The organism is Ruoffia sp. FAM 20857 (assembly GCF_045528645.1).
GTDB classification, from domain to species: domain Bacteria; phylum Bacillota; class Bacilli; order Lactobacillales; family Aerococcaceae; genus Ruoffia; species Ruoffia halotolerans.
This window is the reverse complement of sequence record NZ_JBGQRB010000007.1, coordinates 13,446-33,926: the sequence shown is the minus strand read 5'-3', so window position 1 is coordinate 33,926 and position 20,481 is coordinate 13,446. Positions and strand designations below refer to the sequence as shown.

The window sequence follows — 20,481 nt, the reverse complement described above, 5'->3', positions numbered from 1 at the left end:
AGGAACTAAATTGGTACAAGTTATTCCAGAAATTCAAGCAAATAAAGAACAAATCGTAACATGGCGTCGTCATTTCCATCAACATCCTGAACCTAGTTTAAAAGAATTTAAAACAGCTGAGAAAATCCAAGAAATACTTACGGATCTCAATGTTCCTTTTGAAAAAGTAGGTGAAACAGGAACTTTAGGGACGATTACAGGAACAAAGAATGATGCGACCCAAAGCCAACGCGAGCGAAAAGTATTACTGCGTGCGGATATTGATGCCTTAGAAATCACAGAGGCGACTAGTCATGATTTCCCATCATTAAATGAAGGGATAATGCATGCGTGTGGTCATGATGCCCACAACTCAGGGCTTCTTGGTGCGGTTGCTTATTTAGTATCACACCGTGAACAGTTTGCTGGAACTGTCTTAGTGGCTTTCCAACAAGCAGAAGAAATTGGGAGCGGTGCGTACCAATTTATCGAAAGTGGTCTATTAGATGGCGTAGGTCAAGTGTTTGGTATGCATGTAGACCCAGCCTTACCAGTCGGTACCATTCAAGCAGTGCCAGGACCTACTATGGCATCTTGTGATATCTTTACAATTAATGTCATAGGTAAAAGTGCCCATGTTGCCCGCCCACATACTGGCGTTGATGCTTTAGCTGCCGGAGCAAATATTGTAACGGAATTACAAAACTTAGTATCCCGCTTACTGAATCCCTTAGAACCAGCAGTGATCGGGATTGGAAAATTCACTTCAGGTACGCGTTATAATATTGTTTCCAATCATGCAAAAATCGAGGGGACATTACGTACATTAAGTCATGAAACACGCGAACGTTTTTTAGCTAAGATAGAAGAAACGGCTCATGATATTGCGAAAGTATTTGGTGCAACGATTGAGTTTGAAAACTATCCGGCTGCAGCTCCAAACATTAATGACGAGGATGCAACATTACGTGCCCAACGTGCGGGAGCGAAAATTGTCGGAGAAGCAAACGTCATCAAACAAAGCCAACCAAGTATGGGCTCAGATGACTTTGCAGATTTCTTAACTAGGATTCCAGGAACTTATGCCCGAGTTAGAGTAAGTAGCTCTGAAGATACTTCATACGGTTTGCATCACGAGAAATTCAATTTAGATGAAGACGTGTTACCAATCATGGCATCTTTCCACGTTGAATTCGCATTAGATTACTTGAATCAAGCATAGATTATTTAGGATACGTCATTGTGGCGTATCCTTTTTTGATAGGGAGAATTTTGGGTTGAAAAATGTGTCCTTGAGAAATATTCAAGGCACCAAACCATCCTTGAGAAAATTTCAGGGATGCAAAACACCGAAAAGGATCCCTGAGAAATATTCAAGGCACCAAACCATCCTTGAGAAAATCTCAAGGATGCAAAACGCCAAAAAGGATCCCTGAGAAATATTCAAGGCACCAAACCATCCTTGAGAAAATCTCAGGGATGCAAAACGCCGAAAAGGATCCCTGAGAAATTATCAAGGCACCAAACCATCCCTGAAAAAAATCTCAAGGACACGAAACACGAAAAATTGTCCCTGAGAAAATCTCAAGGACACGAAACACGAAAAAATGTCCTTGAAAAAATCTCAGGGACACGAAATACGAAAAAATGTCCCTGAAAAAATCTCAGGGACACGCCCACACCCCAATACAAACAAAAATCCCCAACAATTCCGGTTATACAACCAAAACTGCTGGGGAAATGAGCATTTAGCCCAAACCATAAAAACTAAAATAATCTCTGCTGAATATTAAACGTGACATCATTTGTCTCTTCATTATAAGCAGCGATTATTTTTTCCTGATCAGGTGTTAAATCTACTTCAGGGATTTTAAGTATCGTGTGTAAGACTTCACGAGGATAATACAAGCGTTGCTCTCCACGCGGTACTCCGGTTAACGACTGCACTAAGGCACTGACTTGTGACAATTCAACGACTTGATTTTGTTTTGTTAAGAAATCAATCTGTGTTCTCGTACTTGTTGAGTCTGGGCGATAGAAATCATAGGGCAAGTCAAAGGAACTATTTTCACCAAAGTAATATTCTGGGTCGAAGCCTTCAGCCCGCATTTCGTTTTGAATTGAAGACGTTAATTCATCACGCTGGTCATCGCTCGATAAGAGTGACTTGAATGGTTTCCGGTTTAAGAAACGGTATGCTAAATCCTTCAATATGTCGTCATCTTCAAGTAACCAATGTGAGAAATAACTACTTAAAACGTAGTCATCTAGACGTAAATAGTCTTCTAAATCCCATTCACCTTCTAAGAAAGGAATCAACAAATCAATGGAATGTCTCATTGTTTCCGGTTTTTGGTCGTAACAATATTTGGCACGAGCAAGTAAGTTACGTAACACTTCTTCCATTCCGCGTGAAACGGGGTGGAAATACACTTGCATATACATTTGATAGCGACTCACAATATAGTGTTCAACTGCGTGCATCCCTGAGAAATCAAATACAATTTGATTGTTGAATGGCCGAATGACACGCAAAATTCGAGTAATATCAAAAGCACCGTAACTCACGCCAGCATAATAGGCGTCGCGAATTAAATAATCCATTCGGTCAGCGTCAATTTGACTGGAAATTAATTGAACGACTTGCTGATTAGGGTAAGTTTTATTAATGACGCTGGCAACTTTTTCTGGAAAATCATCACCCATTAACTTCAATACATGATTAATTTCAGTATCTGGTGACATAATAATTTTTTGAGTGACTACTTCATGGTCGGTATCGAAAATCCCTTCAAACGTATGTGAGAAGGGCCCGTGACCAATATCATGCAGAAGTGCCGCACATAAGGCAACAAGGCGTTCACTATCGTCCCATAAGCCATCACCGGCTTCGAGACTAGGATAATTACGTACGAAATTGTTGATGATGCGACGTGTAATCTCATACACACCTAAGGAATGGTTGAAACGGCTATGCTCTGCACCGTGGAAGGTGTAAGAAGACGTCCCAAGTTGACGAATTCGACGCAGACGTTGGAATTCGACCGTATCAATTAACTTTAAGATAATCGAATCTTGAATATGAATGTAGTCATGAACGGGATCGCGAAATACTTTCTCTCGAGGCAAGATTTGTAATTGATATTTATCATTATTAGTAGCCATCATTAACTCCTTAAGGTAATTGATTAGGTTGGATTTTGTATGACCGAGCGGTTGTCTTGTCGAATGCTTTTTCGTATAAAGCTTTTAAATCAGGGTCTTCATAGTCGCCTTGAGTGAGTGAACCGTATTTCTCCATCGTTGAAATTAATAATTTTTGATATCCAGCGACTTGAATTGGTTCACCGATGACTGCTTCAATCGTTGTCATTGAGTTAGGATTGATTAAAGGATAGTCACTACCCGCTTCACCTGTACGGTAATAAGCCTGGAGTAATTCAGCGCGTGCCTGTTGGTCACCATTGACACTTAAGTAAGCAGCCGTTGTGACACCAGATTTGAAGCGACGTTGCGCAATGCCACCAATTTTTTTCCCGTTGACAACTAAGTCGTATTTTCCAGGACAATAAGAATCTGGAATTTCATAGCTTTCTACATTGACACCGAATGGCTCTAAGGACTGCGCCACTAAAGCAACCATTTGTTCGTAAGCATGATCAATCGATAAGTCAAAATGACGATTATCACTCACCAATCCAAAGTTTATGACCCCCGGGTCATTAACAACAGCTAAGCCACCATGAGGACGTTGAACTAGTGTGTATCCAAGGTCAACGAGATAATTATTCGCATTGCCCAGTTCTGGCAGACGAGTATCTTTTGCCCCAAGTAGGATAGTTGGATAGTCAAATGGATAGAAGTGTACGACACCATAAGGTTTACGAGCGTCATCGTTTAGAGCTGGAACCCAGCGGATGAAGCTGTCTTGGTAACTGAGTGCACTGTTTGGATCCCTTTTTGATGGATTGTCTTGTTCTGAAAATACAAGCCATTGTTGGGATGATATATATTCTTGATTTGAAAGCATAGAAACCTTCCTTCATTTTGTAATTATTTTATAGTTATGTATAATTATAACAAAAAATCGATTATAATAGTAAATAACTATAGATTGTGTGGTGAAAATGTGCAGAGAAAAAATATTTATCTTGAAGTTGATCAAAAGATTCGCTATCATAAGCAAGCTCATAAAGATGAATGGTTGTTAGAGACTAAAGGAGAGTTAGTTGATTTAAAGACTTTTTCAAAAATCTCCTATGTCGACCGCGAAGATATTCCAATTGAAGTAAAGTGGTATACTCAACGTGACGCAGGGCATCTGATAGCAGAGATTAAACAACCGCAATATACATTAACGTTTAATCCATCTAAACAAACATATACATCCTATATGACACCGCAAGGGCTATGGGAATTAGCAGTTGAGACCGAAAAAGTTCAATTTTCTGAAACAGAAACAGGTGTGAAGTTAATGATTCAATACCAAGTATTAATTAACGAAGAACCGCTTGGAGACTATGAATTTCAATTGCATTATCGTAATTAAATCGGTAATATATTAGAATACGAGGAAGGAAGTGGAAGCTTTGATTTTAAAACAATTTGAGAATGAAAATATTGAAGAACTTTCTTCGATTGAAGTTGCACATGCAATCCTTGAAGAGACAGGTGATGTGTATGATTTCACTGCATTAATGGTTGCGATTCAAGACTATTTAAATGTAAGCGAACAAGAGATGGAAGCGAAAATGACACGCTTTTATACAGACATCAATATTGATGGACGCTTCATTTCATTAGGAGATAACCGTTGGGGACTACGCGCTTGGTATCCCATCGATTCAATCGATGAAGAAATTGTAAGTTCAATTGATGATGAAGATTTACCACGTCGTCGCAGACGCAAGAAAAAACGCAAACTAAATGCGTTTGACGAAAATGACGACATGATTGACTACAACGATGATGATCCAGAAGATCTAGATGATATCTATGATGATGAAGAAGACTTTGACGATGAAGAAGATGAAGTCGAAGAAGTTGTTCCAATCGTTAAAGACGAAGAAGATGACGAAGACGACAACCAAGAACTTGGTGTCTATGCACGTGATTTATCTGAACTAGGTGACGATGATCTAGAACTTGATGAAGAAGACGAGGACTTTGATGAAGATATCGATGATGAAGATATCGATGATGACGATTTTGAAGATGAAGAAGACGAAGACTAAAATTTTTTATTGACGAAACGACAAAGTTGTCGTATTATCTAAATTGGGCACCTTTCAAGAGGAAGGTCAATCTACTTAATTAGCACCCCTATTCCATCGGAATAGGGGGCTTTTCTATTTATATCCCGAAAATATATAAAGAGGAGCTTACAATAATGGCAAAATATATATTTGTTACAGGTGGCGTTGTGTCATCAATTGGTAAAGGTATCGTCGCTGCGTCTTTAGGACGTTTACTTAAAAACAGAGGATTGAAAGTTAATATTCAAAAATTCGATCCATACTTAAACATTGACCCAGGTACAATGAGTCCATATCAACATGGAGAGGTTTTTGTAACAAATGATGGAGCAGAAACTGACTTAGATTTAGGCCATTATGAACGATTTATCGACATTAATGTTAATGAATACTCAAGTGTCACAGCCGGTAAAGTCTACGATGAAGTTCTACGTAAAGAACGTCAAGGTGAATATAATGGCGCAACCGTCCAAGTTATACCACACGTGACAAACGAAATTAAAGACAAAATTATGCGTGCAGCAGAAACAACTGACGCTGACGTTGTTATCACTGAAGTCGGTGGAACAATTGGAGATATTGAAGGATTACCGTTTATTGAAGCACTACGTCAAATGCGTACAGAAATCGGGCACGAAAATGTTCTTTACATTCATACAACTTTAATTCCTTACTTAAAAGCAGCAGGAGAATTAAAAACGAAACCAACACAACATAGTGTGAAAGAATTACGATCATTAGGTATCCAGCCAAACATTTTAGTAGTGAGAACTGAAGAGGCATTACCACAAAGTATTAAAGATAAATTAGCTCTATTCTGTGATGTAACAACGGACGCGGTGATTGAGTCACGAGACGTTGAAACACTTTATACAATCCCATTAAGCTTACAAGAGCAAAAAATGGACCAATTAGTCTTAGATTACTTTGGTCTTGATTTACCTGAAGCAGATATGACTGGTTGGAGAGAATTAGAACAACGCGTTCTACATCTAGAAAACAAAGTAAAAATCGGTTTAGTTGGTAAATACGTTGAATTACCTGACGCATACCTATCAGTAGTAGAAGCCTTAAAACATGCCGGATTCTACCACAATAGTGATATCGAATTATCTTGGATTAATGCTGAAGATATTAACGCGGACAACGTAGATTCTTACTTGAAAGATGTTGATGGTATCTTAGTGCCAGGCGGCTTTGGTGAACGTGGTGTTGAAGGTAAGATTGAAGCCATTCGTTATGCTCGTGAAGAAGAAGTGCCATTCTTTGGTATTTGTTTAGGTATGCAATTAGCGACCGTTGAGTTTGCACGTAATGTTGTTGGCTTAAAAGGGGCACATTCTTCAGAATTAGACCCAGAATCACCACATAAAATCATTGCCTTATTAGCAGATCAAACAGAAGATATGACTTTAGGTGGAACATTACGTCTAGGTCTATACCCTGCAAAATTATCAGAAGGCTCATTAGTTCGTGACTTATACGACGGAAGCGAAATGATTGAAGAACGTCACCGTCACCGTTATGAATTCAATAATGAGTACCGTGAAGCTTTAAGCGAACACGGTATGTCATTCTCAGGTGTGAGTCCTGACGGGAAGTTAGTTGAGATTATTGAATTGAAAGATCACCCATTCTTTGTGGCACCGCAATTCCACCCAGAATTCACTTCACGTCCAAACCGTCCACAACCAATTTTTAAAGGCTTTATTGAAGCAAGTTTAGAACATCAAAACAATCGCAAATAACAATTGACATTGGTGTAAATAATCACTATAATTCCATAAAAGTAGTAAAGCTTTAATCGTGTTCCGTGAGACGCGAAAGTGTTGCTAACTGATTTCTTTATAGGCATTTTATAGAGATTAATAGTGAACCCATTTTGTACAATGCAAGGGGAACACTATCGTTATGCACTCTTTCACGTCGTAAACGACCGGTAACATGATCTGTTATCGGTCGTTTTTTTGTACTCTCGATTAAAAATAATGAATGAAAGGTGAGACAATGGATAAACAAAAACCAATCATTGCGCTAGATTTCGCCACTAAAGAGGCAGCCATCGCTTTTCTAAATCTATTTAAAAATGAATCTTTAAATTTAAAAGTCGGCATGGAACTATTTTACAAAACAGGGATGGATTTTGTGCATTACTTAAAAGAGGAAGGACACAGCGTGTTTCTAGATTTAAAATTACATGACATTCCAAACACGGTCAAAAGTGCCATGAAAGTGCTCGCTCAAAGTGGTGTAGACATGGTAAATGTTCATGCCAGTGGCGGACTGAAAATGATGCAAGCAGCCAAAGAAAGCCTGGAGGAAGGGGCTTTGAATAATCACAAACCCTTACTAATCGCAGTGACACAACTCACCTCAACTTCGCAAACTCAAATGAATGAGGAACAAAAGATATTAGGGCCGATTCAAGATAGTGTCCAAAATTATGCGATACTCACACAAAATGCAGGCTTAGATGGCGTTGTTTGCTCGCCCTTAGAAGCTTCAATCATCAAAGAAGCAACATCAAACCAGTTTCTAACTGTGACACCTGGCATTCGTCTGACTTCAAAATCAAACGACGACCAAACACGGATTATGACACCTAGAGATGCAGCCAAAAACGGCAGTGACTATATCGTTGTGGGAAGACCGATCACGCAAGCGCCTGACCCGGTAGAAGCCTATCGATATATCTTGAAAGAATGGCAAGCTGAATTAAATTAATAGAAGGGGAATGAATCATTTGAACATGACAGTATCAGAACAAGTAGCAGAAAAATTACTCGCGATTGAAGCAGTAAATTTAAAACCAGATCAACCTTATACTTGGGCAAGTGGACTCAAAGCCCCAATTTATTGTGACAATCGTTTAATCATGAGTTTCCCAGAAACACGTGACTTTATCGAACAAGCTTTAGCAGATTTAATTAAAACTCAATTTGAAGGCGTTGAAGTCATCGCCGGAACTGCCACTGCCGGTATTCCGCATGCGGCCTTTGTTGCTAATCTCTTAAACCTACCAATGATTTACGTCAGATCAAGTGCGAAAGACCATGGAAAGGAAAATGCCATCGAAGGCTACCTTAAACCAGGCAGCAAAGTTGTCATGGTCGAAGATTTAATTAGTACAGGTGGAAGTGTATTGGATGCCGCTTCAAAAGTAGAGCAGGCTGGAGGTGAAGTAATCGGTTGCGCCGCAATCTTTAACTATATGTTAGAAAGCGGACAAAAAGCGTTTAGTGAAGTTGAATTCTCACTTGAAACATTAACAAACTACCGCGAACTAGTAGAATATGCTGTCAGCGATCTGAAATTAAAAGCCTACTATGACACGTTAGTCGAGTGGTATCAAGATCCAGCAAAATGGTCAAAACAATTTGAAGCATAGAAAACTCTGTCCCTATAGTCATCTATAACAATTTTAATAAAGAATGCCGAGAGCATTCATTAAAGGAGATTATACAAAATGAAAAACTTAAACAAATCACAACGTAACGCTTTATTATCAGCCATTGTCGCGTCAGGAACCGATGATTTAAACGTTATGTTCCTAGCCTTTTCGATGTCTACAATCATTTCTCAATTAGGTATCTCAGGAGCACAAGCAGGGTGGATTGCGACTATTACAAACTTCGGTATGTTGTTCGGAGGAATTTTATTTGGAATCTTAGCAGACCGTTACAGCAAACTAAAAGTTTTTAAATGGACAATTTTAATCTTTTCAATTGCCACAGGATTAATCTTCTTTACAAATAATATCTATTACTTATATGCAATGCGCTTTATTGCCGGGATTGGTGTCGGTGGTGAATATGGTGTGGCGATCTCAATCATGGCCGGAATCGTGCCAAGTGAAAAAATGGGACGCATCAGTTCATTAAACGGAATTGTTGGGCAAATCGGTTCCATTTCTTCAGCCCTACTTGCAGGATTGATTGCTCCAATATTCGGGTGGCGCGGACTATTCCTATTCGGTTTACTTCCAATTTTAATCGTAGTTTGGGTGAGTCGTACAGTTAAGGAAGAAGAATTACATATTGAAAGTTATTCAGATGAAGATGATGAATCAGCACAAGGTAGCATTAAAGATTTATTCAAAGACCGAAAAACATCGTATCAAACAATCGTTTTAATGGTTATGACAACTGTTCAAATCGCCGGTTACTTCGGTATGATGAACTGGTTACCAACAATGATGCAACAAAATGTTGGCGTCAGTGTCAGTGGTTCTTCAACTTGGATGATCGCAACAATCATCGGTATGTGTATCGGAATGTTTGTCTTCGGGCAAATCTTAGACCGCATTGGCCCACGCTTAGCTTACGGAATCTTCTTAATAAGTTCTGCTGTGGCAGTATATTTATTCACTTTTGCTAATAGCTCAACATCAATCTTAATCGGTGGAGCTATCGTTGGATTCTTTGTGAACGGGATGTTCGCAGGTTACGGAGCGGTTATTACACGCTTATACTCTTACAAAATCAGTGCGATTGCGAATAACACAATCTTGAATGTGGGACGTGCTGTTGGGGGGTTCTCATCAGTCATCATTGGTTACATCTTAGATATGTCAGGTGTACCTTTAGTAATGCTTTTCTTAGCGGGGCTGTACATTATCAGTTTCGGTTTCATGATTACATTACCTCAATTGAAGGCTAATAATTATAAAACATTGGACAATAAAGTGGATATTGACACAAGTACGTCAACAGTTAAAAACAACAAACGCTTAGCTGAAGCATAAAAATTTATTAAAGGAATCTAGTTGAAAAGCTAGATTCTTTTTAAGTTTTTGGGGACTAATATTGAAAAGAATATAATGGTAATCCCGCTTATTCCAGAGTGTTAGTTTCGGTGACCGTAGTGGCACGACTCTAGCTAATCACTTCGGCGTTATATTGTGATTGAGCTTCCGTCTCGCTGATCTACTGATTCCGTAAGTCGCTTCGCTCCAACGGTATCATGTGCGATCCGTCGACCTGATATTACTGTACCTCTACTAACACTCTGTCATAAGCTAAGCACTTTTTTTAATATTTAGTGAAAATAAAACCAACCGCCAGTATTTTATATTATCAAATCATCAAAAATGACAAAATAATCTCTAATCAAATTTAACCCCTTAAATGAATAAGTGAAAAAAGTCAATTAAAATGCCTACAAATCAAGCCATAGCGCCAATCTGCTTATTTACTAGCAATAGCGCGGTTTTTGGAGTATAATAAACGTATAAAATAACATTATAGGGGGAATTTTAAGTATGACTCGTTTAGTAAGTATGACAGATATGTTAAACAAAGCAAAAGAAGAAGGGTACGCTGTAGGACAATTCAACATTAACAACCTTGAGTGGACTCAAGCTGTATTAACAGCTGCAAAAGAAAACAACTCACCAATTATCTTAGGTGTATCAGAAGGTGCAGCTAAATATATGGGTGGAACTAAAGTTGTTGCAGCAATGGTTAACGCTTTAATGGAAACAATGGACATTACAGTACCAGTTGCTCTACACTTAGACCACGGATCTTCATTTGACACATGTAAAGACGCAATTGACGCTGGTTTCTCATCAGTAATGATTGACGGATCTCATCACCCAATCGATGACAATATTGCAATGACTAAACAAGTTGTTGAATATGCTCACGAGCACGGTGCTTCAGTTGAAGGTGAAGTTGGAACTGTTGGTGGAGAAGAAGACGGAGTTATCGGTGGAGTTGCTTATGCTGATTTAGCTGAATGTGTACGTTTAGTACAAGAAGCTAACGTTGATGCTTTAGCAGCAGCATTAGGTTCAGTTCACGGAACTTACGATGGCGAACCAAAATTAGGCTTCAAAGAAATGGAAGAAATTTCTGAAGCAACTGGTATGCCTTTAGTATTACACGGTGGTTCAGGAATTCCAGAACACCAAGTTAAAAAAGCAATTAGCTTTGGACATGCAAAAATTAACGTTAACACTGAATTACAACAACAATGGACAAAAGCTGTTCGTGAAAAATTAAACACGGATGATAAAGTATATGATCCACGTAAAGTAATCGCACCTGGTAAAGATGCAATTGTTGCGACAACTAAAGAAACAATGGATATGTTTGGATCATCAAACAAAGCTTAATAATTCATTCCCAATACTAAACTAAACCCGTTCTAACCGAGATTCATCTTGGTTAGAACGGGTTTTTCTGTCTGATAATTTATAGATAGAGAATAAATTGCAACTCAAGCCAAATGGCGATGCGGTTCGTCTTTAGTTGGTCTAACTCAAGCCAAATGGTGATGTGGTTTGTCTCTAGTTGGTCTAACTCAAGCCAAATGGTGATGCGGTTTGTCTCTAGTTGGTCTAACTCAAGCCAAATGGTGATGCGGTTTGTCTCTAGTTGGTCTAACTCAAGCCAAATAACTTTGCCATTTGGCTCAAGTACACCAAAAAACCACCTAAAAAATAGTGCCAGCAAGATTTCTCTCGCTAACACTAAAACTTTTTAATAACCTGGTTTTGTTGGATGTTTATCAATCACAAATTGATTGTTTTCTAAAGCTTTTTTACCAGAATCAGTTAAACGCATGCCGCGAACATCGAAGTGTTCATCTAATTCTTTATTGGAATAATGCTTTTTGATTTCTTCCACTAAGCCTGTTTTATTTAATTTTGAATAGCCTTTAACGTTTTTCATTTTTAATAAGCTCTTCAACAAAGTGGCTGTGACGTGATCCATTGATTCATAAGGCGACTCTTGAACCACATAACCGTGTTCGATTAAGTCTTTTAAAGATTGGTGAGCGTTAATGCCGTAATCATATTCAAAGTATTTCGGCATCACTGATTCGTTTGTGAATGTCCCTAAAGAAATGCGCCAAATTAAGATGATATCTCCCGGTAATAAGCCTTCTTCAGTACGTTGCATATTGCGCAAGGGTACACGCGTTTCGCTTGTTAAATCTAAATCACGGAACCATTTTCTTAGATTACGTTCTGGTGAGATGTAAGGTAATTCAGGGTAATCTTTGTAAATTTTTTCAATTTCTTTGATTTCTTCTTCTGTACCATTAATAGGATAATTTATTTTCATATTTTTCCTCCTAAGATAATAATAAATATGCTATAAGTGCATAAAGTAATAGATGAACTGGATAGAACCAGTAGAATGCTTTGGAGCTGAGATTTCCTTTTAAACCATTGTAAAAATAGGTAATAATGAAAGCAGGCATCGCAAACCAACTGCCGATAAATGCAAAAGCACCAAAAAGGGATTGGAATAACCGAAAATCCCGTAGGACATACAGAATAATAATGACGGATACGCCTAAAGTAGAATAATCTGTGTCCAAGATGAAGACAAATGCTAAGGAGAGCACAACTCCCACAAAGCGGTAAATCGGTTGCTCAAATTTTTCTATACACCAAATAGCAAACAGCCCACTAAATAAGGTGAACATTACATTCTGTCCAGAAAAATCAAAGAATGTATGCGATCTCGCTAAGTCAAAAGGAATTTCAGAAATTAGCGCAAAGATACCGAGACGTTTTAAATACTTTTTCACATCGCTTGTATGCTGAAAGCCTTCGACAATTAAAAAACAGAATAACGGAAAAGCGAGCCGACCGACTGCCCGACTTGCGGTGTACACGGAGTTCCATGTTTCGAAATTAACTTGACCATTCCCCGCTTGCAACCAGGGCAGGAGCACGAAAGCACCTAAGTGATCAATTAACATCGAAGCCATCGCAATGATTTTGATGGTCGCACTATTTATAAACGTATTTTGAGGCTTATTTAAAGCTTCCATATGACAAGGTATCCTTTCTGAGTCAAATCCTTCATTTTGAAATACAATGTTTACATAACAGTAATTAAGTTATGGTACTGTATAGAAAATATTTTTTAACACTCTAATGTTCAATTAGAGGAATTATACATATTTTAACAAGAAAAACATGGATATAGTAGTCCTTTCTTTGAAGGATTCCGGGCTTATGTTAGAATCATAAAACAAGAATGTTAATTTATTAGGAGCGTTATGATATACTTCTACTATATAAAATTTAAGGAGAATGAATGCGTGACACAACCTTCACCGATCATAAGTAAAACTCAAATGACGTTGATTGATCATATGTTGGAATATAATCAATATCGACCGTTATTATCTTATATAAAAGAGAATACTACACTGAACGATTCCTACCTTACTCACTCAATTCAGCTTGCTCAAGCTTTTCTAGATGTAAATATTCGAGAAATTGAGCAACTAGCTCCCAAAGTAGACCGCCAATATTTACTCAAGCCCACATACCTAGAACGCCGAGTGTATAGCTATGCACATTATATGAATGTTCAATTTGAACGATCTGAATATATGGACTATTTTCGTGCACTCAGTCCGTTGTTGGTTGATTTACTGCGCTTAATTATCGAAGAAGATTTTATGCCGGAATTAAGTCAATATATCCAACCAATTGTCAAGGAAACCGTTGAAGGAACGCCGGTTTATCGTGGTTTACAGTGGAAGCAAGCAAAAGTGGAGGAAGAAGCGAATAAAGTGGCTGAGACCTTTACAAAATATTACGGCGACCGCTTCAATTATAAGCATTATGTAAGTTCGAGTCATTTATTAAAACTCATTGACGATCATAGTAGAAATGACGAAGTGAGAGCGAAAGCCATTTCTTTAAGACATATTGAAAAATATGTCCGAAATATCGTGGCTCACGAAGTAATTTATGTCAGTGATGAACTAGTTGAACGTCGTACGGGGATGAACGTGAAACAAATTCATCGTCTCCTTCAGGAAGCACTAATACTTGCTGGACTAGATGACAAGCGCCAATGGGCGATTTTGAACGAAATAAATAAAGCAATTAAAAATAATATACAAGACAGAACGAATTAAGGAGCGAAACATGAAAAAATTAGTTATTCGTGGAGGAAAACCTCTAAACGGCGAAATTACAATTAACGGAGCAAAAAACAGTACGGTGGCACTAATACCAGCCGCAATTATCGCTGATTCACCAGTTGTACTTGAAGGCGTGCCAGATATTCAAGATGTTCACTCATTACTTGAAATCCTTGCTGAATTTAATGTAAAAACCGAATTTAAAAATAATACACTAATGATTGACCCAACAGATATGGTGTCAATTCCAATGCCAACAGGAAAAATCCAAAGTTTACGTGCATCTTATTACTTTATGGGAGCAACTTTATCGAAATTTGGTGAAGGTGTTATCGGACTACCTGGAGGATGTTTCTTAGGACCTCGTCCAATTGACCAACATATTAAAGCTTTCCGTTCACTTGGAGCAACGGTTGAAGACGAATTTGGTGTGATTACTTTATCAACGCCAAATGGCCTAGAAGGTTCAAGAATTTACATGGACGTTGTATCAGTGGGAGCAACAATCAACGCGATTCTAGCTTCTGTCCGCGCTAAAGGAAAAACAATCATCGAAAATGCGGCACGTGAGCCAGAAATTATCGATGTTGTGACACTTCTGAACAAAATGGGAGCAAATATCCGTGGTGCTGGAACAAGCTTGATCCGTATTGAAGGTGTCGACGAAATGCATGGTACCAACCATACAATCATTCCAGACCGTATAGAAGCGGGTACTTACATTACAGCGGCAGTCGCAATGGGTGAAAATGTTCGTGTCACAAACGTTATTTATGAACATATCGAAAGTTACATTGCTAAACTAGACGAAATGGGTGCGATGATGACGATTGGTGAAGATTCGATTGACATCAAGAAATCTGACAACTTAAATATGGTTAATATTAAAACACTGCCATACCCTGGTTTTGCGACTGACTTACAACAACCTTTCACACCATTACTTTTAAAAGCTCACGGTGAAGGAACCATTATGGATACAATTTATCCACAACGTGTGAAACACATTCCAGAATTAAACCGCATGGGAGCAAATATCAAAGTAGATGGTGATATTATCCGCATTAGTGGCCCATCGAAACTCCAAGGTGCCCCAGTCCGTGCAAGTGATTTACGTGCAGGTGCATGTCTTGTAATTGCTGCTTTAATCGCTGATGGCGAGACAGTCATCACAGGTGTAAGCAATATCTTACGTGGATATACTGACATCGTAGGTAAATTAAAAGCTATTGGTGCCGATATTGAAATGATTGAAGACGACACTGTCGAAGAATAATAAACATGACTATATTTGGGCAGATCAATTAAATTCTGTCCAAATATATTTTTGTATTCAAATCACCCCCACTCGCCCACAAAACAAACTCCCCACAAACATTCAAGTAAAGAAAAGGAACTGATAAAATGACAGATGCATTTTCATTGCCAACATTATTAAATAAAGACGTAAAAGAGCTCTATGGTTACGCCCGCGAACTTAAAATCCCTAACTATAGTGAATTAAGTAAAAAAGAATTAGCTTTAGCGATTATGCGTACACAAGAAGAGAAACAAGGCTTCTTCCAAGTTGAAGGAGTTTTAGATATTTTACCTGGGGATGGTTTTGGTTTTATTCGTCCAATTAACTACTCGCCGAGTCAAGAAGATATCTATATTTCAAATTCACAAATTCGCCGTTTTGATTTAAGAAACGGGGATAAAGTAGCCGGCCCAGCGCGTCCACCAAAATCAAATGAGCGCTATTACGGTTTGATGCAAATTTCAACCGTGAATGGTAAAGACCCAGAAGAAGCGAAAGAACGCGATCACTTCCCAAGTTTAACGCCATTATATCCAGAAGAACAAATTAAATTAGAGTACAAGCAAAATGCAATCAGTAACCGTTTAATAGATGTGTTCTCACCGATTGGATTTGGACAAAGGGGCCTTATTGTTTCACCACCTAAAGCCGGTAAAACTTCAACATTAAAAAGCATTGCTAATGGGATTTCGCATAATTATCCTGATGCAGAACTCATTGTGATGTTAATCGATGAGCGTCCAGAAGAAGTAACAGATATCGAACGTAGCGTGAATGGTGAAGTGGTTTCATCAACGTTTGACCAAAAACCTGAGAACCATATTCGTATTGCAGAATTAGTCTTGGACCGCGCCATGCGTTTAGTTGAAGATGGCCGAGATGTTGTTATATTAATGGATAGTATCACACGCCTTGCTCGTGCCTACAACTTAGTAGTTAAACCAAGTGGCCGTACATTAAGTGGTGGGTTAGATCCCGCGTCATTCTACTTCCCAAAACGCTTTTTTGGAGCAGCGCGTAATATTGAAGATGGCGGTTCATTAACTATTTTGGCGACAGCTTTAGTGGATACAGGCAGCCGTATGGATGATTTAATCTATGAAGAATTCAAAGGGACAGGGAATATGGAAATTCACCTATCTCGCCAACTAGCAGAACGCCGTATCTTCCCAGCGATTGATATTCAACGTTCAGGAACACGTAAAGAAGAATTGCTGATTCCAGAAGAAGAGTTAGACAAGATTTGGAAGTTCCGCAAAATGATGGTCGGAAATTCTCTTGAATACACTGATCAACTCATCGGAATTCTCCGTCACACAGATACTAACGAAGAATTCTTAGGGCAAATTGAAAAATTAGTCCAAAAATAATCGAAATTCAAGGGCGATGTCATGAAAATGATGTCGCTTTTTTATTTTGGGCTGGTAAATGGAGAAAAGCGATACTATGGGAACTCAAAGTGACGCTTCATACCAACCTTATTGTCCCAGACAATATCCATACGAAAAAAGACAAGCAATCTGCCAGTTAGCAGTTGCTTGCCTCTATAAGAGTTTATTCAGAAATTGATACTGGAACAAATTCAAATTTTGTTACATCAATCAAGCCCATGTCGGTAATTTTAAGTGCAGGAATTACAGAAAGTGGCATGAAACTTAAAGTCATAATTGGATCAACATGGTGAGAAATTTCTAACTTCTCGTGTGCAACTTTATTAATGGTATCTTGTTGTGCCATCACTTCTTCGGCTGTTAAATCACTCATCAAGCCGCCCACTGGGAGAGGAAAATTAGCAATGACTTGACCGTCTTTAACTAACACGACACCGCCTTGAAGTCGCTCCAATTCTTTCACAGCAAAAGCCATATCAGAATCATTTGTTCCCGCAACAACCACATTATGATTGTCATGTGCAATCGATTGAGCAATTGCTCCGTATTTCATTCCATAATTTTTCAATAGAGCCACACTCACATTACCAGTTAAGTGATGGCGCTCAATCACAGCAATTTTAACTACTGGAATGTCAGGATTATATTCAAAAATCCCATCAGCATCGCGGTCCACTTGAATAATTGCTTCATTCGTAATGACTTCCTGTTCTACGACTTCGATGGCACGGACAGTATCAGACTCTAAAGGTAAAACTAAACGCTCTTCGCTAAAATCCTTATACTTCACGCTCGATTCAACGACTTCGTAATTGGCACGCTGAATCGGAACTAAATATTCGCCGTCTTTAGCAATCAATTGGCCTTCAACATAAGTGCGTTGAATAGTTAATTTATCGAAATTATCAAAAACAATGAAGTCAGCGCGTAAACCAGGTGCAATTGCTCCGCGGTCACGCAGACGTGTCGCTTCAGCAGTATTAATTGTTGCCATTTGAATGGCAGTTATTGGATCCAGACCTTCTTCAACACAAATTCGTAAACTATTATCTAGATGGCCTAACTCTAAAAGTGTCTTTGCTTGGACATCGTCACCAGATAAAAGACAGCGACGGCTATTGGAAGAAGTGACTCCTTTAAGTAACATGCGTAAGTTTTGTGTCACAGACCCTTCACGCAAGAAGACGTACATACCGCGACTTAATCGCTCATGCATTTCTTCAATCGTAGTACATTCATGATCATTTTCCACCCCAGCAGCAATATAAGCGTTCAAATCTTTACCTGTAACCATCGGACTGTGTCCGTCAATACGCTTGCCGTGCTCACGAGCCACCATCACTTTGTCAATGACGCTATCCTCATTATTAATAATACCTGGAAAGTTCATAAATTCAGCTAAACCATCAACTTGCCCGTCAATAATTGGTTGAACCATATCTTGGGCAGTGATAACTGCGCCAGAGTTTTCCATATTCGTTGCAGGCACACAAGAAGGCATCATATAACGGATATCAATCCCTACATTCTGAGATGCATCAATCATGTAGCTTAATCCGTCCATGCCAACCACATTAGCAATCTCATGAGGATCTGCAAGCGCCGTTGTTGTCCCATGAATCGCTAATAACCGTGCAAATTCTTCTGGAGTCACATAGGAAGATTCAACATGAATATGTGGTTCGATTAACCCGGGTGCTACAATCTTACCTGCTAAGTCGTGAACCTCTTTACCTTCATAATCGCCCCCAATGCCGGCAATGACGCCTTCTGTGATCGCAATATCCCCTTCAATTAATTGCCCTTGATAGACATCGACAATTCGTGCATTTTTAATGACGAGATCTGCCGATGTTCGCCCTGCTGCCACGTCGATTAAATGTTTTAGTGATGCTTTATTCATGATGTCCTCCTTTAAAAAATAACTTTTATCTATAATAGGCAATAGATGGACTACCTTTCAATGATTAGCGGATAATAAACGTATAATAAATACCATTGTTCGTGTTATTCACTGAAGTGAATAAGTTGTTCTTATTTTATACTAGCTTGCATTTCAGTTATAATGATAGTGTAAAGAAGGCAAAGACAGGTGATAAAATGGCGAAAAAAGATAAAACAAATGTGATGCGTGTGCTTGAGCAAAATAAAATCGAGTATACTGGCTATCAATGGGAAGATGTAGACAAATTAAAGGTTGAGTCGCCCATTTATAAAACCCTTGTTACACAAGGGAAATCGGGTGAACATTACGTCTTCGTTGTTCCAGTAACGCAAGAATTGAATTTAAAAAAAGCCGCTAAAGCTGTTTGCGAAAAAAATATTCATATGATCAAAGAAAAAGAATTACTTCCACTCACAGGCTACATGCATGGAGGTTGTTCACCCATTGGGATGAAGAAGCAATTTAAGACTGTGCTAGATGAATCGGCGAAAGAGTACGAACTTATTTTATTCAGCGGAGGAAAAGTTGGCTTTTCAGTGGAAGTAAACCCAAGGGATTTAGTAGCAGTTATTAACTTTGAACTCGCAGATATTGCGACAGCATAATAGAGGAGAGATAGTATGGCAGACTTTAAATTTGAAATTATAGAACATTACGGCCAATTAAGTGAGAATGCGAAAGGCTGGTCAAAAGAATTAACAAAAGTGAGTTGGAATGAACGTGAGCCCAAATTTGATATACGAGACTGGAGTCCAGAATACGACAAAATGGGGAAAGGACTAACTTTTACAGAAGAAGAATTAAGAGTACTTCGCGATGTATTAAATAAGATGGATTTATAAAATGATTGAATACCAAAAGAAAGTCGATATTACCGACGAGGCACTGATTTATTTATATGAAAGTGTCGGATGGAGCGCTTACACACAAGATAATCCGGACTTAACGAGTTTACTCGAAGGAGCCAAGCATTACTTAACAGCTTGGGACGGAGAACGTCTAATTGGCTTGATTAGAGTCGTAGGCGACGGTGTATACATTGCTTATATTCAAGATGTTTTGGTCCATCCTGATTATCAAAGGCAAGGAATCGGAAAGTATTTAATGCAAAAGATGTTAAAAGAGATCCGATACGCAAAGCAGATTATATTAACTACTGAGAATTCACCTGCAACGAAAGCATTCTATCAGTCACTAGGAATGAAGGAATTCAATGAAACTGGTGCGTTAGGTTTCTCAATGTAGCGTGCTTGAGATGAAAAAGTCGAGGAGGACTTTATCATGAGTAAACAGAAGAAGAGCGATAACAAAGGTAATACTGGGATGTGGATGGGAATTTGTATAGCCTTAGGAGTTGCTTTTGGGATAATGATGGACAATATTGGAATAGGGATTGCATTAGGCGTAGCCTTTGGAGCTGCCCTTAGCTCAATCAATAGGGACCCAAAAGAAAAAGATAAAGAGAAGTAAACTATTGAACAGTCATCAGGTACTATATGTCGTTGATCAACACTATAGGTGAATAAAAATTGACTAAAAATAATAAAAATAAAAAAGGTGTGTTGTAAGATGAAATGCAACACACCAAATTCTTATTAAATATTTCTGCTTTAAGTTGAGTTTAGTAGATTATTATTTGCTGAACTTCACTTTCAAACAGAAATGTTGAGTTCAGCTTTGGCATTTACCAATGAACTGCATTTTTAACGA

At 38.5% G+C, this 20,481-nt stretch carries 21 protein-coding genes; 15 read left to right on the top strand and 6 right to left on the bottom strand.

The genetic code is table 11. From position 1 onward, the window contains the following. Window positions 1–10 precede the first annotated feature (10 nt). Entirely contained in the window at window positions 11–1,201 is a 1,191-nt protein-coding gene (locus ACEN4N_RS02805) for a M20 family metallopeptidase (RefSeq protein ID WP_407089054.1), read from the top strand. 545 nt (window positions 1,202–1,746) lie between these two features. Here ACEN4N_RS02805 and ACEN4N_RS02800 read toward each other — a convergent pair. Together ACEN4N_RS02800 and ACEN4N_RS02795 are read right to left on the bottom strand one after the other, a co-directional pair. Further along, complete coding sequence (locus ACEN4N_RS02800) at window positions 1,747–3,144, bottom strand: HD domain-containing protein (RefSeq protein WP_407089056.1); 1,398 nt, start codon at window positions 3,142–3,144, stop codon at window positions 1,747–1,749. 10 nt (window positions 3,145–3,154) lie between these two features. After that, a complete protein-coding gene (locus tag ACEN4N_RS02795; protein ID WP_407089057.1) occupies window positions 3,155–4,009 on the bottom strand; it encodes a biotin/lipoate A/B protein ligase family protein in 855 nt (284 codons plus the stop codon). A 99-nt stretch (window positions 4,010–4,108) separates the two neighbouring features. Between ACEN4N_RS02795 and ACEN4N_RS02790 the strand changes: the two genes are divergently transcribed. From ACEN4N_RS02790 to fba, 7 genes are all read left to right on the top strand, one after another. Further along, window positions 4,109–4,528, top strand: coding sequence for a DUF1934 domain-containing protein (locus ACEN4N_RS02790; protein ID WP_171031304.1), 420 nt, complete (start codon window positions 4,109–4,111; stop codon window positions 4,526–4,528). 40 nt (window positions 4,529–4,568) lie between these two features. Next, window positions 4,569–5,213, top strand: a complete 645-nt coding sequence (gene rpoE, locus ACEN4N_RS02785; protein WP_407093643.1) for a DNA-directed RNA polymerase subunit delta — start codon at window positions 4,569–4,571, stop codon at window positions 5,211–5,213. Window positions 5,214–5,368: 155 nt separating this feature from the next. Beyond that, window positions 5,369–6,982: a CTP synthase gene (locus ACEN4N_RS02780; protein WP_197104213.1), complete on the top strand. Its 1,614-nt coding sequence runs from the start codon at window positions 5,369–5,371 to the stop codon at window positions 6,980–6,982. A 259-nt stretch (window positions 6,983–7,241) separates the two neighbouring features. Beyond that, complete coding sequence (gene pyrF, locus ACEN4N_RS02775; protein WP_407093618.1) at window positions 7,242–7,958, top strand: orotidine-5'-phosphate decarboxylase; 717 nt, start codon at window positions 7,242–7,244, stop codon at window positions 7,956–7,958. A gap of 25 nt (window positions 7,959–7,983) precedes the next feature. Next, the gene (gene pyrE, locus ACEN4N_RS02770; protein WP_407093641.1) at window positions 7,984–8,622 is read left to right on the top strand and encodes an orotate phosphoribosyltransferase; all 639 of its coding nucleotides are present in this window, start codon (window positions 7,984–7,986) and stop codon (window positions 8,620–8,622) included. 78 nt (window positions 8,623–8,700) lie between these two features. Beyond that, on the top strand, window positions 8,701–9,978 hold the full coding sequence (locus ACEN4N_RS02765) for an MFS transporter (RefSeq protein ID WP_407089065.1): 1,278 nt from the start codon (window positions 8,701–8,703) through the stop codon (window positions 9,976–9,978). A gap of 516 nt (window positions 9,979–10,494) precedes the next feature. Next, window positions 10,495–11,352: a class II fructose-1,6-bisphosphate aldolase gene (gene fba / locus ACEN4N_RS02760; RefSeq protein ID WP_407089066.1), complete on the top strand. Its 858-nt coding sequence runs from the start codon at window positions 10,495–10,497 to the stop codon at window positions 11,350–11,352. A gap of 79 nt (window positions 11,353–11,431) precedes the next feature. On the opposite strand, the gene ACEN4N_RS02755 is transcribed toward fba, so the two are convergent. Genes ACEN4N_RS02755 through ACEN4N_RS02745 form a run of 3 tightly spaced genes read right to left on the bottom strand, consistent with a single transcriptional unit; the run spans window position 11,432 to window position 13,025 of the window. Continuing rightward, window positions 11,432–11,692 carry a hypothetical protein gene (locus ACEN4N_RS02755; protein ID WP_407093617.1) on the bottom strand — a complete coding sequence of 87 codons (261 nt, stop codon included), beginning with the start codon at window positions 11,690–11,692 and terminating at the stop codon, window positions 11,432–11,434. Between the two features lie 27 nt (window positions 11,693–11,719). Continuing rightward, entirely contained in the window at window positions 11,720–12,307 is a 588-nt protein-coding gene (locus tag ACEN4N_RS02750) for a hypothetical protein (RefSeq protein ID WP_407089070.1), read from the bottom strand. Between the two features lie 10 nt (window positions 12,308–12,317). Beyond that, window positions 12,318–13,025, bottom strand: coding sequence for a TraX family protein (locus ACEN4N_RS02745; protein WP_407093616.1), 708 nt, complete (start codon window positions 13,023–13,025; stop codon window positions 12,318–12,320). Window positions 13,026–13,298: 273 nt separating this feature from the next. Here ACEN4N_RS02745 and ACEN4N_RS02740 point away from each other — a divergent pair, with 273 nt between their 5' ends. The 3 genes from ACEN4N_RS02740 (at window position 13,299) to rho (ending at window position 16,805) form a co-directional block, all read left to right on the top strand. Beyond that, window positions 13,299–14,129: a hypothetical protein gene (locus ACEN4N_RS02740; protein WP_407093614.1), complete on the top strand. Its 831-nt coding sequence runs from the start codon at window positions 13,299–13,301 to the stop codon at window positions 14,127–14,129. A 10-nt stretch (window positions 14,130–14,139) separates the two neighbouring features. Beyond that, window positions 14,140–15,411 (top strand): UDP-N-acetylglucosamine 1-carboxyvinyltransferase, encoded by a 1,272-nt coding sequence (locus ACEN4N_RS02735; protein ID WP_407089073.1) that lies wholly within the window; start codon window positions 14,140–14,142, stop codon window positions 15,409–15,411. Between the two features lie 128 nt (window positions 15,412–15,539). Next, entirely contained in the window at window positions 15,540–16,805 is a 1,266-nt protein-coding gene (rho, locus tag ACEN4N_RS02730; protein ID WP_138404525.1) for a transcription termination factor Rho, read from the top strand. Between the two features lie 184 nt (window positions 16,806–16,989). On the opposite strand, the gene ade is transcribed toward rho, so the two are convergent. Continuing rightward, window positions 16,990–18,729 carry an adenine deaminase gene (ade, locus tag ACEN4N_RS02725; protein ID WP_407093613.1) on the bottom strand — a complete coding sequence of 580 codons (1,740 nt, stop codon included), beginning with the start codon at window positions 18,727–18,729 and terminating at the stop codon, window positions 16,990–16,992. A gap of 197 nt (window positions 18,730–18,926) precedes the next feature. Here ade and ACEN4N_RS02720 point away from each other — a divergent pair, with 197 nt between their 5' ends. Genes ACEN4N_RS02720 through ACEN4N_RS02705 form a run of 4 tightly spaced genes read left to right on the top strand, consistent with a single transcriptional unit; the run spans window position 18,927 to window position 20,241 of the window. Continuing rightward, window positions 18,927–19,376 (top strand): aminoacyl-tRNA deacylase, encoded by a 450-nt coding sequence (locus tag ACEN4N_RS02720; protein WP_407089077.1) that lies wholly within the window; start codon window positions 18,927–18,929, stop codon window positions 19,374–19,376. A 15-nt stretch (window positions 19,377–19,391) separates the two neighbouring features. After that, the gene (locus ACEN4N_RS02715; protein WP_138404522.1) at window positions 19,392–19,613 is read left to right on the top strand and encodes a YdbC family protein; all 222 of its coding nucleotides are present in this window, start codon (window positions 19,392–19,394) and stop codon (window positions 19,611–19,613) included. Window position 19,614: 1 nt separating this feature from the next. Further along, window positions 19,615–20,016, top strand: a complete 402-nt coding sequence (locus ACEN4N_RS02710; RefSeq protein ID WP_407093612.1) for a GNAT family N-acetyltransferase — start codon at window positions 19,615–19,617, stop codon at window positions 20,014–20,016. A 36-nt stretch (window positions 20,017–20,052) separates the two neighbouring features. Further along, complete coding sequence (locus tag ACEN4N_RS02705) at window positions 20,053–20,241, top strand: hypothetical protein (RefSeq protein WP_138404520.1); 189 nt, start codon at window positions 20,053–20,055, stop codon at window positions 20,239–20,241. Window positions 20,242–20,481: the final 240 nt, after the last annotated feature.